This window comes from Streptomyces sp. NPDC055506, from assembly GCF_053643595.1.
The window spans coordinates 1-16,326 of the sequence record NZ_JBSHKH010000163.1 but is presented as its reverse complement, the minus strand read 5'-3'; the positions used below and the strand labels follow the sequence as shown (position 1 = coordinate 16,326).

The window sequence follows — 16,326 nt, the reverse complement described above, 5'->3', positions numbered from 1 at the left end:
GTCCCGCCCCGCTCCACTCACGCGCCTACAGCGCGCCGAAGCCCACCTTGCGCGGGGCCGGCTCGCCGATCTCGACGTACGCGAGACGGTCGGCCGGGACCAGGATCTTGCGGCCGTGTTCGTCCACGAGGCTCAGCAGCTGCGACTTTCCGGCCAGTGCCTCGGCCACAACGCGCTCGACCTCCTCGGGACTCTGACCGCTCTCCAGAACGATCTCGCGGGGCGCGTGCTGCACGCCGATCTTGACCTCCACGGCTATGTCCCTCCGACGGTCAGTGATGTGCGCGACCTTCCGCGCCGTACGCAGCACACATTAGCCCGGCGAGGGGACCTTCAGTTCCCGCCCGAGAACGCCACGAGCGAACATCGGGCGGGAACAAAGCGCCCTCAGTGGTGGTCGGTCCCGTGCAGCGGGAAGCCCGCGATGCCGCGCCACGCCAGCGAGGTGAGCAGCTGCACCGCCTGGTCGCGGGGCACACTGCGGTCGCTGTGCAGCCAGGACCGCGCGACGACCTGGGCCAGGCCGCCGAGGCCCGAGGCGAGCAGCATCGACTCCGCGCGCGACAGGCCGGTGTCCTCGGCGATGACGTCGCAGATCGCTTCCGCGCACTCGTTGGTGACCTTGTCGACCCGCTCGCGCACGGCGGGCTCGTTCGTCAGGTCCGACTCGAAGACCAGGCGGAAGGCGCCGCCGTCGTCCTCGACGTACGCGAAGTACGCGTCCATCGTCGCCCGGACGCGCTGCTTGTTGTCCGTCGTCGAGGCGAGCGCGTGGCGCACGGCCTGGATGAGCGACTCGCAGTGCTGGTCGAGCAGTGCGAGATAGAGGTCGAGCTTGCCCGGGAAGTGCTGGTAGAGCACCGGCTTGCTGACGCCCGCGCGCTCGGCGATGTCGTCCATCGCCGCCGCGTGATAGCCCTGGGCCACGAAGACCTCCTGGGCGGCTCCCAGGAGCTGGTTGCGTCGGGCACGGCGCGGCAGGCGTGTACCCCGCGGGCGAACCGCCTCTGTCTGCTCGATGGCTGTCACGCCGCCTCCCATAGTCGTCCACGTGCGGATCTGGCCGCGTCGCCATCGTACTTTTCGGTAACCGTGGTGTGCGCGGTGAGAGCGCAGAATTTCACGGACCGGACGGTCGCGAAAGCGGTTGCGAAGGTTTCAAACAGGGGCAGAGCGGGCAAAATGCAGCCCCTTTCCTGTTCAACAGCGCTGCTTGCCGCTCCCGGTGGGGAGCGTCACCGGTAGTCGTCCTCGTCGAGTGAGACGACCCGTGCCTGCTCCACCAGGTCGGCCTCGTTGGCGCGGTCCGGCTCGACGCCGGTCAGCGGGTCGTCGCGGTCCGGCGCGAGGTCCGCGTGCTGCTCGGCCGCGTCGACCTCGGGGGCCTCGACGTCGTACTCCTGCGCCTCCGGCGCGTCCTCGGCCTCGAATGTCTCGGGGTCGGTGGGGTCTACGGCCATGCTGGGCTCCCTTCCTACGAACGTCCCTGAGGATGCAGGGGCCACACGCGGGTGCCCTCTGTACGAGCCTAGGAGACACCCGATCCGGACGCTATGCGATCCGCGTCCGGGGCGTGACGCCGTGCGCACCCCCTGAACTGCTCCTGTCCGATTCTTGTGACGGCGAACACATGAGCCCCCGCGTGATCGTCTCGTAACATTGCCGCATGTCTTCGACCGAGCTGCCGTTCGTGCCGCCCGCCAATGTGCTGCCGAAGGTGGGGGGCGTCAGGGTCGCGGAGGGCGAGCGGCTGAGGTCGGTCGAGCTGCCCGGGGTCACGCTGACGGTGCGCTCACGGCCACCCGCGCGCGAGGGGCTGCCGCCCGCGCTTTATGTGCACGGGCTCGGCGGTTCCTCGCAGAACTGGTCGGCGCTGATGCCGCTGCTGGAGGAATTCGTCGACAGCGAGGCCGTCGACCTGCCGGGCTTCGGCGACTCCCCGCCGCCGGACGACGGCGACTACTCCGTCACGGGGCACGCGCGCGCGGTCATCCGCTACCTCGACGCCTCCGGGCGCGGTCCCGTCCACCTGTTCGGGAACTCGCTCGGTGGCGCCATCACCACCCGTGTCGCCGCGGTACGGCCCGATCTCGTCCGTACGCTCACGCTCGTGTCGCCCGCCCTGCCGGAAATCCGCGTGCAGCGCTCCGCCGTGCCCACAGGGCTGCTGGCGGTGCCCGGTGTCGCCCTGCTCTTCACCCGTCTCACCCGCGCCTGGACGGCGGAGCAGCGGGTACGCGGCGTGATGGCGCTGTGTTACGGGGATCCGGGGCGGGTGACGCCGGAAGGTTTCCGCAACGCCGTGCAGGAGATGGAGCGGCGGCTGCGGCTGCCGTACTTCTGGGACGCTATGGCGCGGTCCGCGCGCGGGATCGTCAACGCGTACACGCTGGGCGGCCAGCAGGGGCTGTGGCGCCAGGCCGAGCGCGTTCTCGCGCCGACCCTCCTCGTCTACGGTGGCCGTGACCAACTGGTCGGCTTCCGCATGGCCCAGAAGGCGGCCCGGGCCTTTCGCGACTCGCGGCTGGTGACGTTGCCGGACGCGGGGCACGTGGCCATGATGGAGTACCCGGAGACGGTCGCTCTGGCGTTTCGTGAACTCCTCGCCGATTCCGGAGAGTTGGGCACGCGGCGTGCGGAGCGGGCCCGGGGCGGCGCCGTCGACAGAGAAAGCACCGACGAGAGCATGGGGGGCTGAGGCGCGACGTGGGACGCCACAGCCGCCGCGGGGCGGTCGCCAAGGGCGACACCGCGGACGCGACCGCAGTACGGGACGACCGGGCCGGATCGCAGGGAGAGAGACCAGGGCAGGGCCAGGTGTCCGACCCGGGCCGGGGAGGCCGGACGGCACCGCCCGGCGCCGGACAGGGCGGCTGGCCGCCGCCGGGCGCAGGCCCGCGCCGTACGCCGGGGCCGCGGCCCGCACCGGGTTCCGGGCCCGCGCCGGGTTCCGGCACGCCGCCGTACGGGATGCCGCGCCTGCCGGACGGATGGCGTTCCGACGGTGTCCCGGGGCGCGGCGTTCCGCGGCTGCCCGACGGCACCCCCGCGCACGGCTTCCCCCATGCCCGGGGCGGCCACCCCGAGCAGCGGGAACCCGGCGGCGGCTGGGGTGAGTTGAGGGAGAACGGCCGGGGCACCGCTCCCATGCCGCGGCAGCGGCGGGCGTCCGTGCCCGGGCCCCGGCAGGAGTACCTCGAGGCCTTCGGTGAGGGGGATGACGTCTTCGCGCCCCGTACGGCCGCCTCCGCGCACGCGGCGGACGCCTACGCCTCCGTCACGGACTGGGACGCGGGCACTCCGGCCGACACCCCCTTCGGCGACTACGACCGCGACTACGGCCTCGGCCGCGACGACGACCACGACGACGCGGAGCCCACCGGCGCGCCCGCGCCGGTCAAGGGCGGCAAGGGCCGTACCTTCACCGGGATCGCGGCCGCCGCCGTCACCACCGTGCTGGCCGTCGTCGTCGCCGGCCAGGTCGCCGACGACCAGGGCGGTGCCGGCGTGCAGTCGCAGTCCGCCACCGACCAGGCGCGCGACGCCCGGGACCCCGCGCCCCACGGGGGCAGGCAGACCTCCGGTCCGGATTCCGACGCGAAGCCGCTCTCGTACGACGAGGGGATGGCCAGGACGTACCCGCTCGGCGCCAAGTTCAAGGGCTCGGGCAGGTTCGACGCCGTCCCCGGAATCGCGAAGGCGCCCGGTACGGGGCAGAAGCACACCTACCGCGTGGACGTGGAGCAGGGACTCGGGCTGGACGGCGAGCTCTTCGCCGAGGCCGTGCAGAAGACGCTCAACGACCAGCGCAGCTGGGCCCACAACGGAGCGCACACCTTCGAGCGCGTCTACTCAGGCAATCCCGACTTCGTGATCACACTCGCCAGCCCCGGCACGACCGCCGAATGGTGCGCCAAGTCGGGTCTGGACACCACGGTGGACAACGTCTCCTGCGACTCGGCCGCGACCGAACGCGTGATGATCAACGCCTACCGGTGGGCGCAGGGCTCGCCCACGTACGGCGACAAGATCCACGCCTACCGGCAGATGCTGATCAACCACGAGGTCGGGCACCGCCTCGGCTACAACCACGTCACCTGCGACAAGGACGGCGAACTCGCCCCGGTCATGCAGCAGCAGACCAAGTTCCTCGACCATGACGGCATTCGCTGCCGTCCCAACCCCTGGGCCTACCCCGGGAATTGACGGGCATCACAGGGGCGGGCCCGCACCGCGCGTTGACATGCGCAGAAAAGTCGTACATATTTCTGCGCATGTCGCCCCGTCCCGCCTCCGTTCGCGCCGCCATCGAGCTGGCGCTCATCGGCGTGACCCCGCTCTGCGTGGCCGACATTCACTGTTGCTGACGCCCGCCCCAGGCGCGCGTCGCGAAGACCCTTGCTCTCCGTGACCTTGTCGCGGTTCCTTCGGCCACGGCTTCTTCGGCCACGGTTTCTTCGACGACCCGGCGCCGGGCAGACGTCTGCTCCCTTTCGTCTCACCCTTCGTCATCTCGTCTCGCGATCCGAGACATCATCGAGAGGTCGTCATTCCGATGCGCCAACCGTCCGTCACAGCGCGCCGCGTGGCCGCGGCATCCGTCAGCCTGGTCCTGGCAGCGGGCGCCGTCGCCTGCGGGCCTGAGGACAACGATGCCAAGAGCGCCGGCGGTGACTCCACGCCCCACAAGGGCGGCACCCTCACGGTCCTGAACGCCAACGCCCAGCAGGACTTCGACCCGGCCCGCCTGTACACCTCCGGCGGCGGCAACGTCCCGTCCCTGGTCTTCCGTACGCTCACCACCCGCAACCGCGAGGACGGCGCCGCCGGTACCGAGGTCGTCCCCGACCTCGCCACCGACACCGGGCGCCCCAGCAAGGAAGCGACGGTGTGGACGTACACCCTCAAGAAGGGCCTCAAGTACGAGGACGGCACCCCGATCACCTCGGCCGACATCAAGTACGGCATCGAGCGCTCCTTCGCCCCCGAGCTGTCGGGCGGCGCCCCCTACCTGCGGGACTGGCTGGTCGGGGCCGCCGACTACCAAGGCCCGTACAAGGACAAGAAGGGCCTCGACGCGATCGAGACGCCCGACGAGCGGACCATCGTCTTCCATCTGAACAAGCCCGAGGGCGAGTTCCCGTACCTGGCCACGCAGACACAGTTCACGCCCGTCCCGAAGAGCAAGGACACGGGCACGAAGTACGAGGAGCACCCGGTCTCGTCCGGACCGTACAAGGTCGTGCGGAACGAGAACGACGGTGAGCGGCTGACCCTGGAGCGCAACACCCACTGGTCCGCCTCGACCGACGCCGAACGCAAGGCCTACCCGGACAAGATCGACGTACGGTCCGGGCTCGACTCGTCCGTGATCAACCAGCGGCTGTCCGCGTCCCAGGGAGCGGACGCCGCCGCGGTCACCACGGACACCAACCTCGGCCCGGCCGAGCTGGCCAAGGTCTCCGGCGACAAGGACCTCGCCTCCCGCGTCGGCACCGGACACTTCGGCTACACCAACTACATCGCGTTCAACCCGACCATCAAGCCGTTCGACAACCCCAAGGTGCGGCAGGCGATCTCGTACGCCCTCGACCGGTCGTCCGTGGTCAACGCCGCCGGCGGTTCGGCGCTCGCCGAGCCCGCGACCACCTTCCTGCCCGACCAGAAGTCCTTCGGGTACACGCCGTACGACCTGTTCCCGGCGGGGAAGAGCGGTGACCCGCAGAAGGCCGAGGAGCTGCTGAAGGAGGCCGGCCACCCGAACGGGCTCACCGTCACGCTGACGCACTCCAACGCCAAGGACTTCGAGACCAGCCCGGAGATCGCGACCGCCATCCAGGACGCGCTCAAGAAGGCCGGCATCACGGTCAAGCTGCAGGGCCTGGAGGAGAACGACTACTCCGACAAGATCCACAACGTGAAGACCGAGCCGGGCTTCTTCCTCGCCCACTGGGGTGCCGACTGGCCCTCCGGCGGTCCGTTCCTCGCCCCGATCTTCGACGGCCGGCAGATCGTCAAGGACGGCGCGAACTTCAACACGGGCCTGCTGAACGACAAGTCGGTCAATGCCGAGATTGACGCGATCAACAAGTTGACGGATCTTGACCAGGCCGCCAAGAGGTGGGGCGCGCTGGACAAGAAGATCGGCGAGAAGGCCCTGACCGTCCCGCTGTTCCACCCCGTCTACAAGCGCCTGTACGGCAAGGACGTCAAGAACATCGTGATCAGCGACTGGACCGGTGTGCTGGACATCTCCCAGGTCGCGGTGAAGTAGCGCCGTGAGCGAGGCAGTTCTCGCCGTCGAGGCTCCCGGAGTGACCGCTCCGGGGGCCTCGGGGGCCCGTCAGTTCTGGCGGCGGCTGCGCACGCAGCGCGCCGCCCTCGTCGCGGCGGCCGTCGTCGCGCTGCTCGTCCTGATCGCGCTGGCCGCGCCCCTGCTCACGGCGATCGAGGGGCAGGACCCGACCACCTACCACCCGTCGCTCGTCGACTCCGCGCGCGGAGGCGTGCCCATCGGGTCGTTCGGGGGAATGAGCGCCGACCACTGGCTCGGCGTCGAACCGCAGACCGGACGCGACCTGTTCGCCCGGCTGACGTACGGCGCCCGTGTGTCGCTGGGCGTGGCGCTGGCGGCGACGGTGGTGCAGGTGCTGCTCGGCGTCGTGCTCGGCGTGATCGCGGGGCTCGGCAACCGCTGGGTGGACCTCGCCGTCACCCGGATCGCCGACATCTTCGTGTCCATGCCCCTGATGGTCATCGCGCTGGCCCTGCTCGCCATCGTGCCCACGAGCTTCCCGCGTCCCGTCCTGGTCGCCCTCGTCGTGGGGCTGGTCTCCGGCTGGGGCACGCTGGCCAAGATGGTGCGCGCGCAGACGCTCACCCTCAAGCAGCTCGACTACGTCTCCGCGGCACGGCTCAGCGGCTGGGGCAGCGCGCGGATCGCACGCCGCGAACTGCTGCCGGGCCTCGCGGCACCCGTCATCACGTACTCGGCGCTGCTCATCCCGCAGAACATCACCGTCGAGGCGGCACTGTCCTTCCTCGGCGTGGGCGTGAACCCGCCGACGCCGTCCTGGGGGCAGATGCTCACCGCGGCCGACGTCTGGTACCAGGCGGCCCCGCAGTACCTGCTGCTGCCCGCGGGCGCGCTGTTCGTGACGGTGCTGGCCCTGACCGTCCTCGGCGACGGGGTGCGCACCGCGCTCGACCCGCGTGCGGCCTCACGGCTGCGTATCGGGACGGGACGGAAGCGGGAGGCCAAGGCGGCCAGGGGAGAGGCCAAGGCGGCCAAGGGAGAGGCCAAGCCGGTCAAGGGAGAGGCCAACGAGACCAAGGGAGAGGCCAAGGCGGCCGAGGGCGGAGGTGCGGTATGAGCGGCTTCGGTGGTTTCGTGCTGCGCCGCCTGCTCGGCGCCCTGGTCACCCTCTTCGCTCTCTCCGTGATCATCTACGTCGTCTTCTACGCCACGCCCGGCAACGTCGCCCAGATCACCTGCGGCCCGCGCTGCTCACCGGAACAGGTCCACCAGGTCGCCCAGCAGCTGAGGCTCGACGACCCGCTGTACGTGCGGTACTGGCACTTCCTGTCGGGCCTCGTCGCCGGCCAGGACTTCTCGACCGGTACGTCCGTGCAGCACTGCCCGGCGCCCTGCCTCGGCCTGTCGTACCAGAGCGACCAGCCGGTCACGGACCTGATCCTGGCGAAGCTGCCGGTCACCGGCTCGCTCGCGCTCGGCGCGATGGTGCTGTGGCTGATCATCGGCATCGGCACCGGCGTGCTGTCGGTGTGGCGGCGCGGCCGGCTCACGGAGCGGCTGCTGACCGGCCTCACGCTGGTCGGCACGGCCACGCCCGTCTTCGTCATCGGCCTGGTCCTGATGATCGTCGTCTGCGGACAGCTGCAACTGCTGCCGTTCCCGCAGTACGTCCCCTTCACCGACGATCCCGAGCAGTGGGCCTGGAACCTGCTGCTGCCCTGGCTGTCGCTCGCGCTGATCGAGTCGGCCACCTATGCCCGGCTGACCCGGGCCGCGATGCTGGAGACCCTCGCCGAGGACCATGTGCGGACCTTCCGCGCGTACGGCATCGGGGAGCGGGCCATCATCGGGCGGCACGCGCTGCGCGGGGCGGTGGCACCGCTCATCGCCGTGAACGCCAACAACCTCGGGGTGCTCTTCGGCGGTGCCGTCCTCACCGAGACGCTCTTCGGGCTGCCCGGCATCGGACAGGCGCTGGTGGGGGCGGTGCGCGTCGTCGACCTGCCGGTGGTCGTCGGCATGGTCCTGGTGACCGGCTTCTTCGTGGTCCTCGCCAATGCCGTCGCCGATGTGCTGTACGCGGTGGCCGACCGACGGGTGGTACTGACATGAGCCTGGTCGACGTGAACGGCCTGAGCGTGGACTTCGGCGAGCTGCGTGCCGTCGACGGACTCTCCTTCCGCCTGGAACAGGGCGCCGCCCTGGCCCTCGTCGGCGAGTCCGGCTCCGGCAAGTCGACCGTGGCGTCCGCCCTGCTGGGCCTGCACCGCGGCACGGGAGCGCGGGTCGGGGGCTCGGTCGAGGTGGCCGGCACCGACGTGCAGACGGCCTCCGACGAGGAGCTGCGGCGGCTGCGTGGCGGCCAGGCCGCGATGGTGTTCCAGGACCCGCTGTCCTCCCTCGACCCGTACTTCGCGATCGGTGACCAGATCGCCGAGGTGTACCGCGCCCACGCGCGCGTGTCCCGGCGGGCGGCACGCGCGCGTGCCGTCGACGTCCTGGACCGGGTGGGCATCCCGGACGCGGCTCGGCGATCCCGCTCCCGGCCGCACGAGTTCAGCGGCGGGATGCGCCAGCGCGCCCTGATCGCCATGGCGCTCGCGTGCGAGCCCCGCCTGCTGATCGCCGACGAGCCGACCACCGCCCTCGACGTCACCGTCCAGGCCCAGGTCCTCGACCTGCTGCACACGCTGCGCGAGGAGACCGGCATGGGCCTGCTGCTCGTCACCCACGACGTGGGCGTCGCCGCCGAGAGCGTCGACGAGGTGCTGGTGATGCGGCACGGGCGGGCGGTCGAGCACGGCCCGGTGTCGGGCGTACTGGGCGCGCCGGCCCAGCCGTACACCCGGGAACTGCTGGCCGCGGTGCCACGGCTGGACGCGCCCCGGAAGGCCTCCCCGGCGCCCGAGGAGATCGTGCTGGAGGCGACCGGCCTCAGGCGCGTGTTCGGGCGCGGGAAACGGGCGTTCACGGCCGTGGACGATGTGTCGCTGACCCTGCGGCGCGGTGAGACGCTCGGCATCGTGGGCGAGAGCGGCAGCGGGAAGACGACCCTGGGGCGCATGCTCGTCGGGCTGCTGGAACCGACGGCGGGATCGCTGAGGTTCGAGGGCCGCGCGCACACCGGGGTGAACCCGGCCGTGCAGATGGTCTTCCAGGACCCGGTCTCCTCCCTCAACCCCCGCCGCAGCGTGGGCGAGTCCATCGCCGATCCGCTCCGCGCGCGCGGCGGGTCCGAGGAGGGGCGCATCCGGGAGCGCGTGGCGGAGCTGCTGGAGCGCGTGGGGCTCGAAGCGGCGCACTACGACCGCTACCCGCACGAGTTCAGCGGCGGCCAGCGCCAGCGCATCGGGATCGCGCGGGCGCTCGCGGCCGACCCGCGCGTCATCGTCTGCGACGAGCCGGTCTCGGCCCTCGACGTCACCACCCAGGCGCATGTGGTCGAGCTGCTGGGGGAGTTGCAGCGCGAACTCGGGCTCGCGCTGGTCTTCATCGCGCACGACCTGGCCGTCGTACGCCAGGTCAGCGACCGGGTCGCGGTGATGCGGAAGGGCGGGATCCTGGAGGAAGGGCCCGTCGCCGAGGTGTACGGGGCGCCACAAGAGCCTTACACCAGGCAGCTGCTGGCCGCCGTACCGGCGCTCGACCCGGAGGCCGCCGCGCGACGCCGGGCGGAGCGACGGGAGTTGACCGCGGCATGACGATCCATGTCCGCTTGATCTCCTAGCGCGACGGAACGCGACCCGCACGGGAAAGTTACGACCGTTCACCCCTTTTGGTGGTGCGACGGACAACCGTCCGTCGTACCACCGCCTTGACCGCATACGTTCGTCCCGCTGCGAGCCGCCGGGCAACGGCGGCTCCCCATACGGGAGATCGGGGGTGCACACGTGCGCATCGGACTGCTTACCGAGGGTGGCTATCCGTATGTGAGCGGTGACGCCAGGCTCTGGTGCGACCGGCTGGTGCGCGGGCTCGCACAGCACGAGTTCGACGTCTACGCGCTCAGCCGCAGTGAACACCAGGAGGACGAGGGCTGGACCCCGCTGTCGCCGAACGTCCGCAGGGTGCGCACCGCATCGCTGTGGATGGCCGAGGACGACGGGGTGATCCTGGGCCGCCGCGCACGCCGGAGGTTCACCGAGTGCTTCGGCGAACTGGCCGCCGTGCTGTGCGGCGCGTCGTCCGAGGGTGGGACGTCGACCCCTGAGGCGGACCGTTTCGGCAACGCTCTGTACGGCCTCGCCGAACTCGCCCGCGAGGAGGGCGGCCTCGCCGGAGCGCTCCGCTCCGAGGCCGCCGTACGCGCGCTGGAACGCGCCTGTCGTGCGCCGGGCGCCCACCGCGCCGCGCGTGAGGCCAGAGTCCCGGATCTGCTCGCCGTGGCCGCGCACCTCGAACGGGCGCTGCGCCCCCTCTCGCTCGACTGGTACGAGGACGACGGACTGGGTGCGGTCGACCTCTGCCACGCGGCGTCCGGCGGCCCGGCCGCCCTGCCGGGCCTGCTGGCCCGCCACTTCACCGGCGTCCCCCTGCTGGTGACCGAGTACGGCGTGCGCCTGCGGACGCACTACCTCACCGCCCCCGACGCCCCACCCGCCGTACGGTCCCTGCTGGCGGCCTTCCACGGCAGACTCGCCGCCGAGGCCTACGGCCAGGCCGAGGTCGTCACCGCCGGCAACACACACGCCCGCCGCTGGCAGGAGCGCTGCGGTGCCGACCGCGAGAAGCTCCGCACGGTCTACCCCGGCATGGACGCCCGGCCCTACGCGGAGGTGGGCGAGTCCGTGGAATGCGCCGACCCGGACGCGCTCGTCTGGGTCGGCCGCGTCGAGCCCGCCAAGGACCTGGTCTCGCTGCTGCACGCCTTCGCCGAGATCCGCAAGCAGGAGCCGAAGACGCGCCTGCGGATCGTCGGCGCCCCCGCCGGCACCGAGGGCGCGGCCTATCTCGCCCACTGCAGGGCGCTGGCCGCCCATCTCTTCCCCGACGAGGCCGAGGGTCCGCACGCCGCCGGTCACAACCCGGTGTCGTTCGAGGAGGTCGGCGGGCCGGAACTCCCGGCCCTCGCCGACGCCTACGCCTCGGGAGCCGTGACCGTGCTGTCCAGCGTCGTCGAGGGCTTCCCGGTCGGCCTTGCCGAGGCCATGCTCTGCGGACGCGCGACGGTGTCGACGGACGTCGGCGCGGTCGTGGAGGTCATCGGCGGCACGGGGCTGGTCGTGCCCCCGCGCAATCCGCGGGCGCTCGCCGAGGCGTGCGTCGCGCTGCTGCGCGACCCGGAGCGCCGTGAGCGCCTGGGCGCCGCCGCCCGGGCCCGAGCTCTCGAACTGTTCACGGTCGAGCAGAACATCGAGGCATTTCACAGCATTTACCTGGAGATCGTCTCGCGCGCTCCCGTCCGCCGTGACGTCCTCGACGCGGCGGGGGAGCCACTGCCCTTCGCGGTGCCCGCCGAGGCCCGTGTCCCGGTTCGCTGGGCCGCCCCGGCACCCGGCCTCGCCGCCCGCGGCGCCCCCGGCTGGGCCGGAGACAGCCCCGTACGAGCCACCACTTCCGTCCCCGCCCCGGAGAGAGCGCGATGAACGACTTGGGCGAACTGGACCGTCCTGGAACGCCGGCCCCGGAACCGGCCGCCGACCGCGAACACCCCGGGAAACAGAAGCCGGCCGCCGACCGCGAGCCGCCCTCCCCGCGTCGCGGCGCCGACCCCGTGAAGGCACTGATGCACCGCCACCGGGAACTCTGCGAACGCGCGGTGGACCCCCTCGAGATCGCGGCGGGACTGGAAGCCCACGGCATCACCGAGCGGACCGCGGCCCGCTTCCGCCACCGGGACGTCTTCTCCCTCGCGGAGGAGATGTACGCCCGAGTCACCCGGGACGGGGACGCCCCCGAGCCCCCGGCGCCCGCCGCCCCCCGGGCGCGTGCGGACTGGGTTCTCCTGACGCTCCTGCCGGGCGCGCTGTGCGCCGCCACCCTGGCCGCCGCGCACCTCACCCACGGCCGCTCGCGCCTGTTCGCCACGGCAGCGGGCATCCTCGCCGTGGGCCTGGCCCTCCGCGCCGCCCTTCGCCGAGGCCCCCTGAGCCGGACCGACCACACCGGCCCCGGCGGAGGCACCCTCTGGTTCTCCTGGCTCATCGGCTACTCCCTCCTGGGCAACGGCCTGCTCCAGAGCGCCGTCACCGGCGGCCCCGACGGTCTGCCCACCGGTGCGGCAGACGGCCCCTGGCCCCTCACCGCCGTCCCCGTCCTGGCCCTCGCCCTGGCGTGCGCGCCCGCGGCCTGGACCGCCCACCTCTTCATCGCACGCGGCCGCCGCAGGCTCGCGGCAAGCCGCGGCCTCGAGGACTTCGCCGCCGCCGTACGACCGCTCCTGCTCGGCACGGTCGTCCTCTTCCTCGGCGCGCTGGCGGCCCTGCTCGCCCTGTGCGCGGCAGTCCTCGACGAGCCCGCTGGCTACGCGGAGGCCCTCGCCCTGGGCGCCCTCCTCTTCATCGCCCGCCTCCTCGCCACCCACGGGTTCGCCTACGCCCCGGCCGTGGTCCTCACCGCGACGGCCACGGTCCAGGCAGCCGCCCTCGCCACGGTCTTCATCGCCCGCCTCCCCGGTCTCGGCTTCCTGGGCACCCCCGTGGAGACCCTCGTCGCCCTCTGGGGCGCCGGCAGCGTCCCCACCCTCGCCTGCGGAGCGGCGGCCCTGGCCCTCCTCGTCCACGCGACGCGCAAGCTGACCAGGGCCTCGGCCCACGCACCCCCGGCCCCCTCACCATGACCGCCGCGGGAGCCAGGACCCGCCCGAACCCGCCTCGAGCCACCGGCGATCCCGGCCCTCGAAGCCGTCGGCGACTGATTCCCGGCGAGTGATTCCCGGGCCGGCGACTCCCCCAAGAGCCGCTGCCGCCCGAAGAGCCGCCACCGCCCGACGAGCCGTCACTCCGCAGCCGCAGACACCGGCCCACCGCCGGAGGCACCCGCCCCGTCCCGTCCGCCCCGCACCAAGGAGAACCCCGATGACCACCCACCCAGGAGTCCCAGCCGCCCCGGGAGCCGCGCGATGAGAGTCCTGCTGATCGGAGCCAACGGCTACATCGGGCGCTTCGTCGCCGACCGCCTGCTCGCCGACCCGGCCGTGCAGCTCACCGCCCTCGGCCGCGGCGACGACGCCGACGTCCGCTTCGACCTCGCTTCCGGCAGCCCCGGTGCCCTCACCCGCTTCCTCGACGCGGTCCACCCGGGCGTCGTCGTCAACTGCGCGGGCGCCACCAGGGGCGGTGCCCGCGAACTCACCCGCCACAACACCGTCGCCGTGGCCACCGTCTGCGAAGCCCTGCGCCGCAGCGGCTGCGGCGCCCGTCTGGTGCAGATCGGCTGCAGCGCGGAGTACGGCCCCAGCCAGCCCGGCTCCTCCACGGCCGAGGACGCCGTCCCCCGGCCCGGCGGCCCGTACGGCGTCAGCAAACTCGCCGCCACCGAACTGGTCCTCGGCTCCGGCCTGGACGCCGTCGTCCTGCGCGTCTTCTCACCGGCCGGACCCGGCACCCCCGCCGGCTCCCCGCTCGGGCGTCTCGCCGAGGCCATGCGCCGCGCCATGCAGTCCGGCGACGGCGAGCTGAAACTCGGCGGCCTGGGCGCGCAGCGCGATTTCGTCGACGTCCGCGACGTGGCCCGCGCCGTCCACGCCGCCTCGCTCTCCGCCGCGCAGGGCGTCATCAACATCGGCTCCGGCCGCGCCGTGCGCCTGCGCGACGCCGCCGCGGTCCTCGCCCGCGTGGCCGGATACGGCGGCGCCCTCCATGAACTCGACGGGCCTCCCGGCGCGCTTCGCCCGGCCATCGGCCACCCCCGCCCGGACTCGGACCACGCCCCCCAGGTCGCGTACCCGTACCCCGACGGCTGCGGCAGCTGGCAGCAGGCCGACGTGCGCACCGCCCGCGACCGGCTCGGCTGGCGCCCCCGGATCGGCCTCGAGGAGTCCCTCGCGGACATCTGGATGGAGGCGGCATGCCGCATCTGACCAGCACACGACCACGCACCTCCGGCACGGAACTCCGCCCCGGCGTCGCCGTCCCCGGCTACGCCCACCCCCTCCTCGCCCCCACCGAGTGGGGCGAACTCACCCGCCCCGGCACCCCGCTGCACTGGGTCGTCCTCAACGTCGCCGACGGCCCCGGCGCCCGCCCCGACCCGCACTGCCTGGAGGCGGCCGGCCGCCTGCGCAACGCCGGCATCCGGGTCCTGGGCCACCTCGACACCCGGTACAGCACCCGGAACTTCGGAGAGCTGATCTCGGACGCCCACCGGTTCGTCGACTGGTACCAGGTCGACGGCTTCCTCCTGGAGCGCTGCCCGGCGGACCACGTCGGGCTGCCCGAGGTACGGCGTACGGTCGCCACGCTCCGTGTGATCCGCGCCGAAGCCCACATCGTCCTCGGCCACGGCATCCACCCGCACCCGGGGTACGTCGAACTCGCCGACCAGCTGGTCACCTTCTCCGGCCCGTGGAGCGACTACCGCTGGTCGCAGGTGGCCGAGTGGACCGCCGACCACTCGCCCGAGCGCTTCTGCCACTTCGTCCACGGCGTGCCCCGGCCCCAGCTGGGGGAGGCGCTGGGCATCGCCCGCTGGCAGGGTGCCGCGACGATCTACTTCACCGACCGCACGGACCGCACCGACTGCGGCGGACCCACCGATCCCTGGGAGGCCATGCCCGGCTACTGGGACGAAATCGTCTCGCGTGTCGGAACGGGTGTCTCGGAATGAAAAAGCACATGGCACTGTTACGGGGAGAACAACCGTAGTGATTGACCGACCAACGGAGTCCCCGTGTCGCTGCCACCCCTGGTCGAGCCGGCTTCCGAGCTCACCGTAGACGAGGTCCGCAGGTACTCCCGCCACCTGATCATCCCCGACGTCGGGATGGACGGGCAGAAGCGGCTGAAGAACGCCAAGGTGCTGTGTGTGGGCGCCGGCGGCCTGGGCTCGCCGGCGCTGATGTACCTGGCCGCCGCGGGCGTCGGCACCCTCGGCATCGTGGAGTTCGACGAGGTCGACGAGTCGAATCTGCAGCGCCAGATCATCCACAGCCAGGCCGACATCGGCCGCCCCAAGGCCGAGTCCGCCCGTGACTCCGTCCTCGGCATCAACCCGTACGTGAACGTGATCCTTCACGAGGAGCGGCTCGAGGCCGACAACGTGATGGACATCTTCAGCCAGTACGACCTGATCGTCGACGGCACGGACAACTTCGCGACCCGCTACCTGGTCAACGACGCCTGCGTGCTGCTGAACAAGCCGTACGTCTGGGGCTCGATCTACCGCTTCGACGGTCAGGCCTCCGTCTTCTGGTCCGAGCACGGCCCCTGCTACCGCTGCCTCTACCCGGAGCCCCCGCCCCCCGGCATGGTCCCCTCCTGCGCCGAGGGCGGCGTCCTGGGTGTGCTGTGCGCGTCCATCGGCTCCATCCAGGTCAACGAGGCCATCAAGCTGCTCGCCGGCATCGGCGACCCGCTGGTGGGCCGGCTGATGATCTACGACGCCCTGGAGATGCAGTACCGCCAGGTCAAGGTCCGCAAGGACCCGGACTGCGCGGTCTGCGGCGAGAACCCGACCGTCACCGAGCTCATCGACTACGAGGCCTTCTGCGGCGTCGTGTCCGAGGAGGCCCAGGCGGCGGCCGCCGACTCCACGATCACTCCCAAGCAGCTCAAGGAGTGGATCGACGACGGCGAGGGCATCGACATCATCGACGTCCGCGAGCCGAACGAGTACGAGATCGTCTCCATCCCGGGCGCCCGGCTGATCCCGAAGAACGAGTTCCTCATGGGCACCGCCCTGGAGAGCCTGCCCCTGGACAAGAAGATCGTCCTGCACTGCAAGACGGGTGTCCGCAGTGCGGAAGTCCTCGCGGTCCTGAAGTCCGCGGGCTTCTCGGACGCGGTCCACGTCGGCGGCGGCGTGATCGGCTGGGTCAACCAGATCGAGCCGGACAAGCCGGTCTACTGAGCCGTATCCGGCTTCCCTTCCCGAGCGGCGGGGGCTTCGGGCACCACGGGTGCGCGAAGCCC

15 protein-coding genes are annotated in these 16,326 nt (G+C 72.0%); 12 read left to right on the top strand and 3 right to left on the bottom strand.

The window, feature by feature from the left end; all coding sequences use genetic code 11:
• Window positions 1-25: 25 nt before the first annotated feature.
• From ACWIF2_RS36555 to ACWIF2_RS36545, 3 genes are all read right to left on the bottom strand, one after another.
• Entirely contained in the window at window positions 26-253 is a 228-nt protein-coding gene (locus ACWIF2_RS36555; protein ID WP_189723087.1) for a DUF3107 domain-containing protein, read from the bottom strand.
• Window positions 254-387: 134 nt separating this feature from the next.
• Window positions 388-1,029, bottom strand: coding sequence for a TetR/AcrR family transcriptional regulator (locus tag ACWIF2_RS36550; protein ID WP_382595810.1), 642 nt, complete (start codon window positions 1,027-1,029; stop codon window positions 388-390).
• A gap of 206 nt (window positions 1,030-1,235) precedes the next feature.
• Entirely contained in the window at window positions 1,236-1,460 is a 225-nt protein-coding gene (locus ACWIF2_RS36545; RefSeq protein ID WP_454365453.1) for a hypothetical protein, read from the bottom strand.
• A 206-nt stretch (window positions 1,461-1,666) separates the two neighbouring features.
• On the opposite strand from ACWIF2_RS36545, the gene ACWIF2_RS36540 reads away from it, so the two are divergent.
• The 12 genes from ACWIF2_RS36540 (at window position 1,667) to moeZ (ending at window position 16,264) form a co-directional block, all read left to right on the top strand.
• The gene (locus tag ACWIF2_RS36540) at window positions 1,667-2,698 is read left to right on the top strand and encodes an alpha/beta fold hydrolase (protein WP_454365452.1); all 1,032 of its coding nucleotides are present in this window, start codon (window positions 1,667-1,669) and stop codon (window positions 2,696-2,698) included.
• 8 nt (window positions 2,699-2,706) lie between these two features.
• A complete protein-coding gene (locus ACWIF2_RS36535; protein ID WP_454365451.1) occupies window positions 2,707-4,206 on the top strand; it encodes a DUF3152 domain-containing protein in 1,500 nt (499 codons plus the stop codon).
• A 68-nt stretch (window positions 4,207-4,274) separates the two neighbouring features.
• Complete coding sequence (locus ACWIF2_RS36530) at window positions 4,275-4,367, top strand: Ms4533A family Cys-rich leader peptide (protein ID WP_310851085.1); 93 nt, start codon at window positions 4,275-4,277, stop codon at window positions 4,365-4,367.
• Window positions 4,368-4,555: 188 nt separating this feature from the next.
• Complete coding sequence (locus ACWIF2_RS36525) at window positions 4,556-6,274, top strand: ABC transporter substrate-binding protein (protein ID WP_454365450.1); 1,719 nt, start codon at window positions 4,556-4,558, stop codon at window positions 6,272-6,274.
• 4 nt (window positions 6,275-6,278) lie between these two features.
• Window positions 6,279-7,373, top strand: a complete 1,095-nt coding sequence (locus tag ACWIF2_RS36520) for an ABC transporter permease (RefSeq protein ID WP_454365448.1) — start codon at window positions 6,279-6,281, stop codon at window positions 7,371-7,373.
• Entirely contained in the window at window positions 7,370-8,368 is a 999-nt protein-coding gene (locus ACWIF2_RS36515) for an ABC transporter permease (protein ID WP_454365447.1), read from the top strand. The genes ACWIF2_RS36520 and ACWIF2_RS36515 overlap by 4 nt, the downstream gene beginning before the upstream one ends.
• A complete protein-coding gene (locus tag ACWIF2_RS36510) occupies window positions 8,365-9,957 on the top strand; it encodes a dipeptide ABC transporter ATP-binding protein (RefSeq protein WP_454365445.1) in 1,593 nt (530 codons plus the stop codon). The genes ACWIF2_RS36515 and ACWIF2_RS36510 overlap by 4 nt, the downstream gene beginning before the upstream one ends.
• 189 nt (window positions 9,958-10,146) lie before the next feature.
• On the top strand, window positions 10,147-11,841 hold the full coding sequence (locus ACWIF2_RS36505) for a DUF3492 domain-containing protein (protein ID WP_454365443.1): 1,695 nt from the start codon (window positions 10,147-10,149) through the stop codon (window positions 11,839-11,841).
• Entirely contained in the window at window positions 11,838-13,034 is a 1,197-nt protein-coding gene (locus tag ACWIF2_RS36500; protein WP_454365441.1) for a hypothetical protein, read from the top strand. Before ACWIF2_RS36505 ends, ACWIF2_RS36500 begins: the two co-directional genes overlap by 4 nt.
• A gap of 282 nt (window positions 13,035-13,316) precedes the next feature.
• Window positions 13,317-14,276, top strand: a complete 960-nt coding sequence (locus tag ACWIF2_RS36495) for an NAD-dependent epimerase/dehydratase family protein (RefSeq protein WP_215118651.1) — start codon at window positions 13,317-13,319, stop codon at window positions 14,274-14,276.
• Window positions 14,264-15,022: a spherulation-specific family 4 protein gene (locus tag ACWIF2_RS36490; RefSeq protein WP_454365439.1), complete on the top strand. Its 759-nt coding sequence runs from the start codon at window positions 14,264-14,266 to the stop codon at window positions 15,020-15,022. Before ACWIF2_RS36495 ends, ACWIF2_RS36490 begins: the two co-directional genes overlap by 13 nt.
• Window positions 15,023-15,085: 63 nt before the next feature.
• Window positions 15,086-16,264 carry an adenylyltransferase/sulfurtransferase MoeZ gene (gene moeZ / locus ACWIF2_RS36485; RefSeq protein WP_454365437.1) on the top strand — a complete coding sequence of 393 codons (1,179 nt, stop codon included), beginning with the start codon at window positions 15,086-15,088 and terminating at the stop codon, window positions 16,262-16,264.
• Window positions 16,265-16,326 lie beyond the last annotated feature (62 nt).

Coding starts and splice junctions, on each gene's coding strand:
- ACWIF2_RS36545 (WP_454365453.1), bottom strand. CDS start 1,460: ATGGCCGTAGACCCCACCGACCCCGAGACATTCGAGGCCGAGGACGCG.
- ACWIF2_RS36540 (WP_454365452.1), top strand. CDS start 1,667: ATGTCTTCGACCGAGCTGCCGTTCGTGCCGCCCGCCAATGTGCTGCCG.
- ACWIF2_RS36530 (WP_310851085.1), top strand. CDS start 4,275: ATGTCGCCCCGTCCCGCCTCCGTTCGCGCCGCCATCGAGCTGGCGCTC.
- ACWIF2_RS36525 (WP_454365450.1), top strand. CDS start 4,556: ATGCGCCAACCGTCCGTCACAGCGCGCCGCGTGGCCGCGGCATCCGTC.
- ACWIF2_RS36515 (WP_454365447.1), top strand. CDS start 7,370: ATGAGCGGCTTCGGTGGTTTCGTGCTGCGCCGCCTGCTCGGCGCCCTG.
- ACWIF2_RS36510 (WP_454365445.1), top strand. CDS start 8,365: ATGAGCCTGGTCGACGTGAACGGCCTGAGCGTGGACTTCGGCGAGCTG.
- ACWIF2_RS36500 (WP_454365441.1), top strand. CDS start 11,838: ATGAACGACTTGGGCGAACTGGACCGTCCTGGAACGCCGGCCCCGGAA.
- ACWIF2_RS36495 (WP_215118651.1), top strand. CDS start 13,317: ATGAGAGTCCTGCTGATCGGAGCCAACGGCTACATCGGGCGCTTCGTC.
- ACWIF2_RS36490 (WP_454365439.1), top strand. CDS start 14,264: ATGCCGCATCTGACCAGCACACGACCACGCACCTCCGGCACGGAACTC.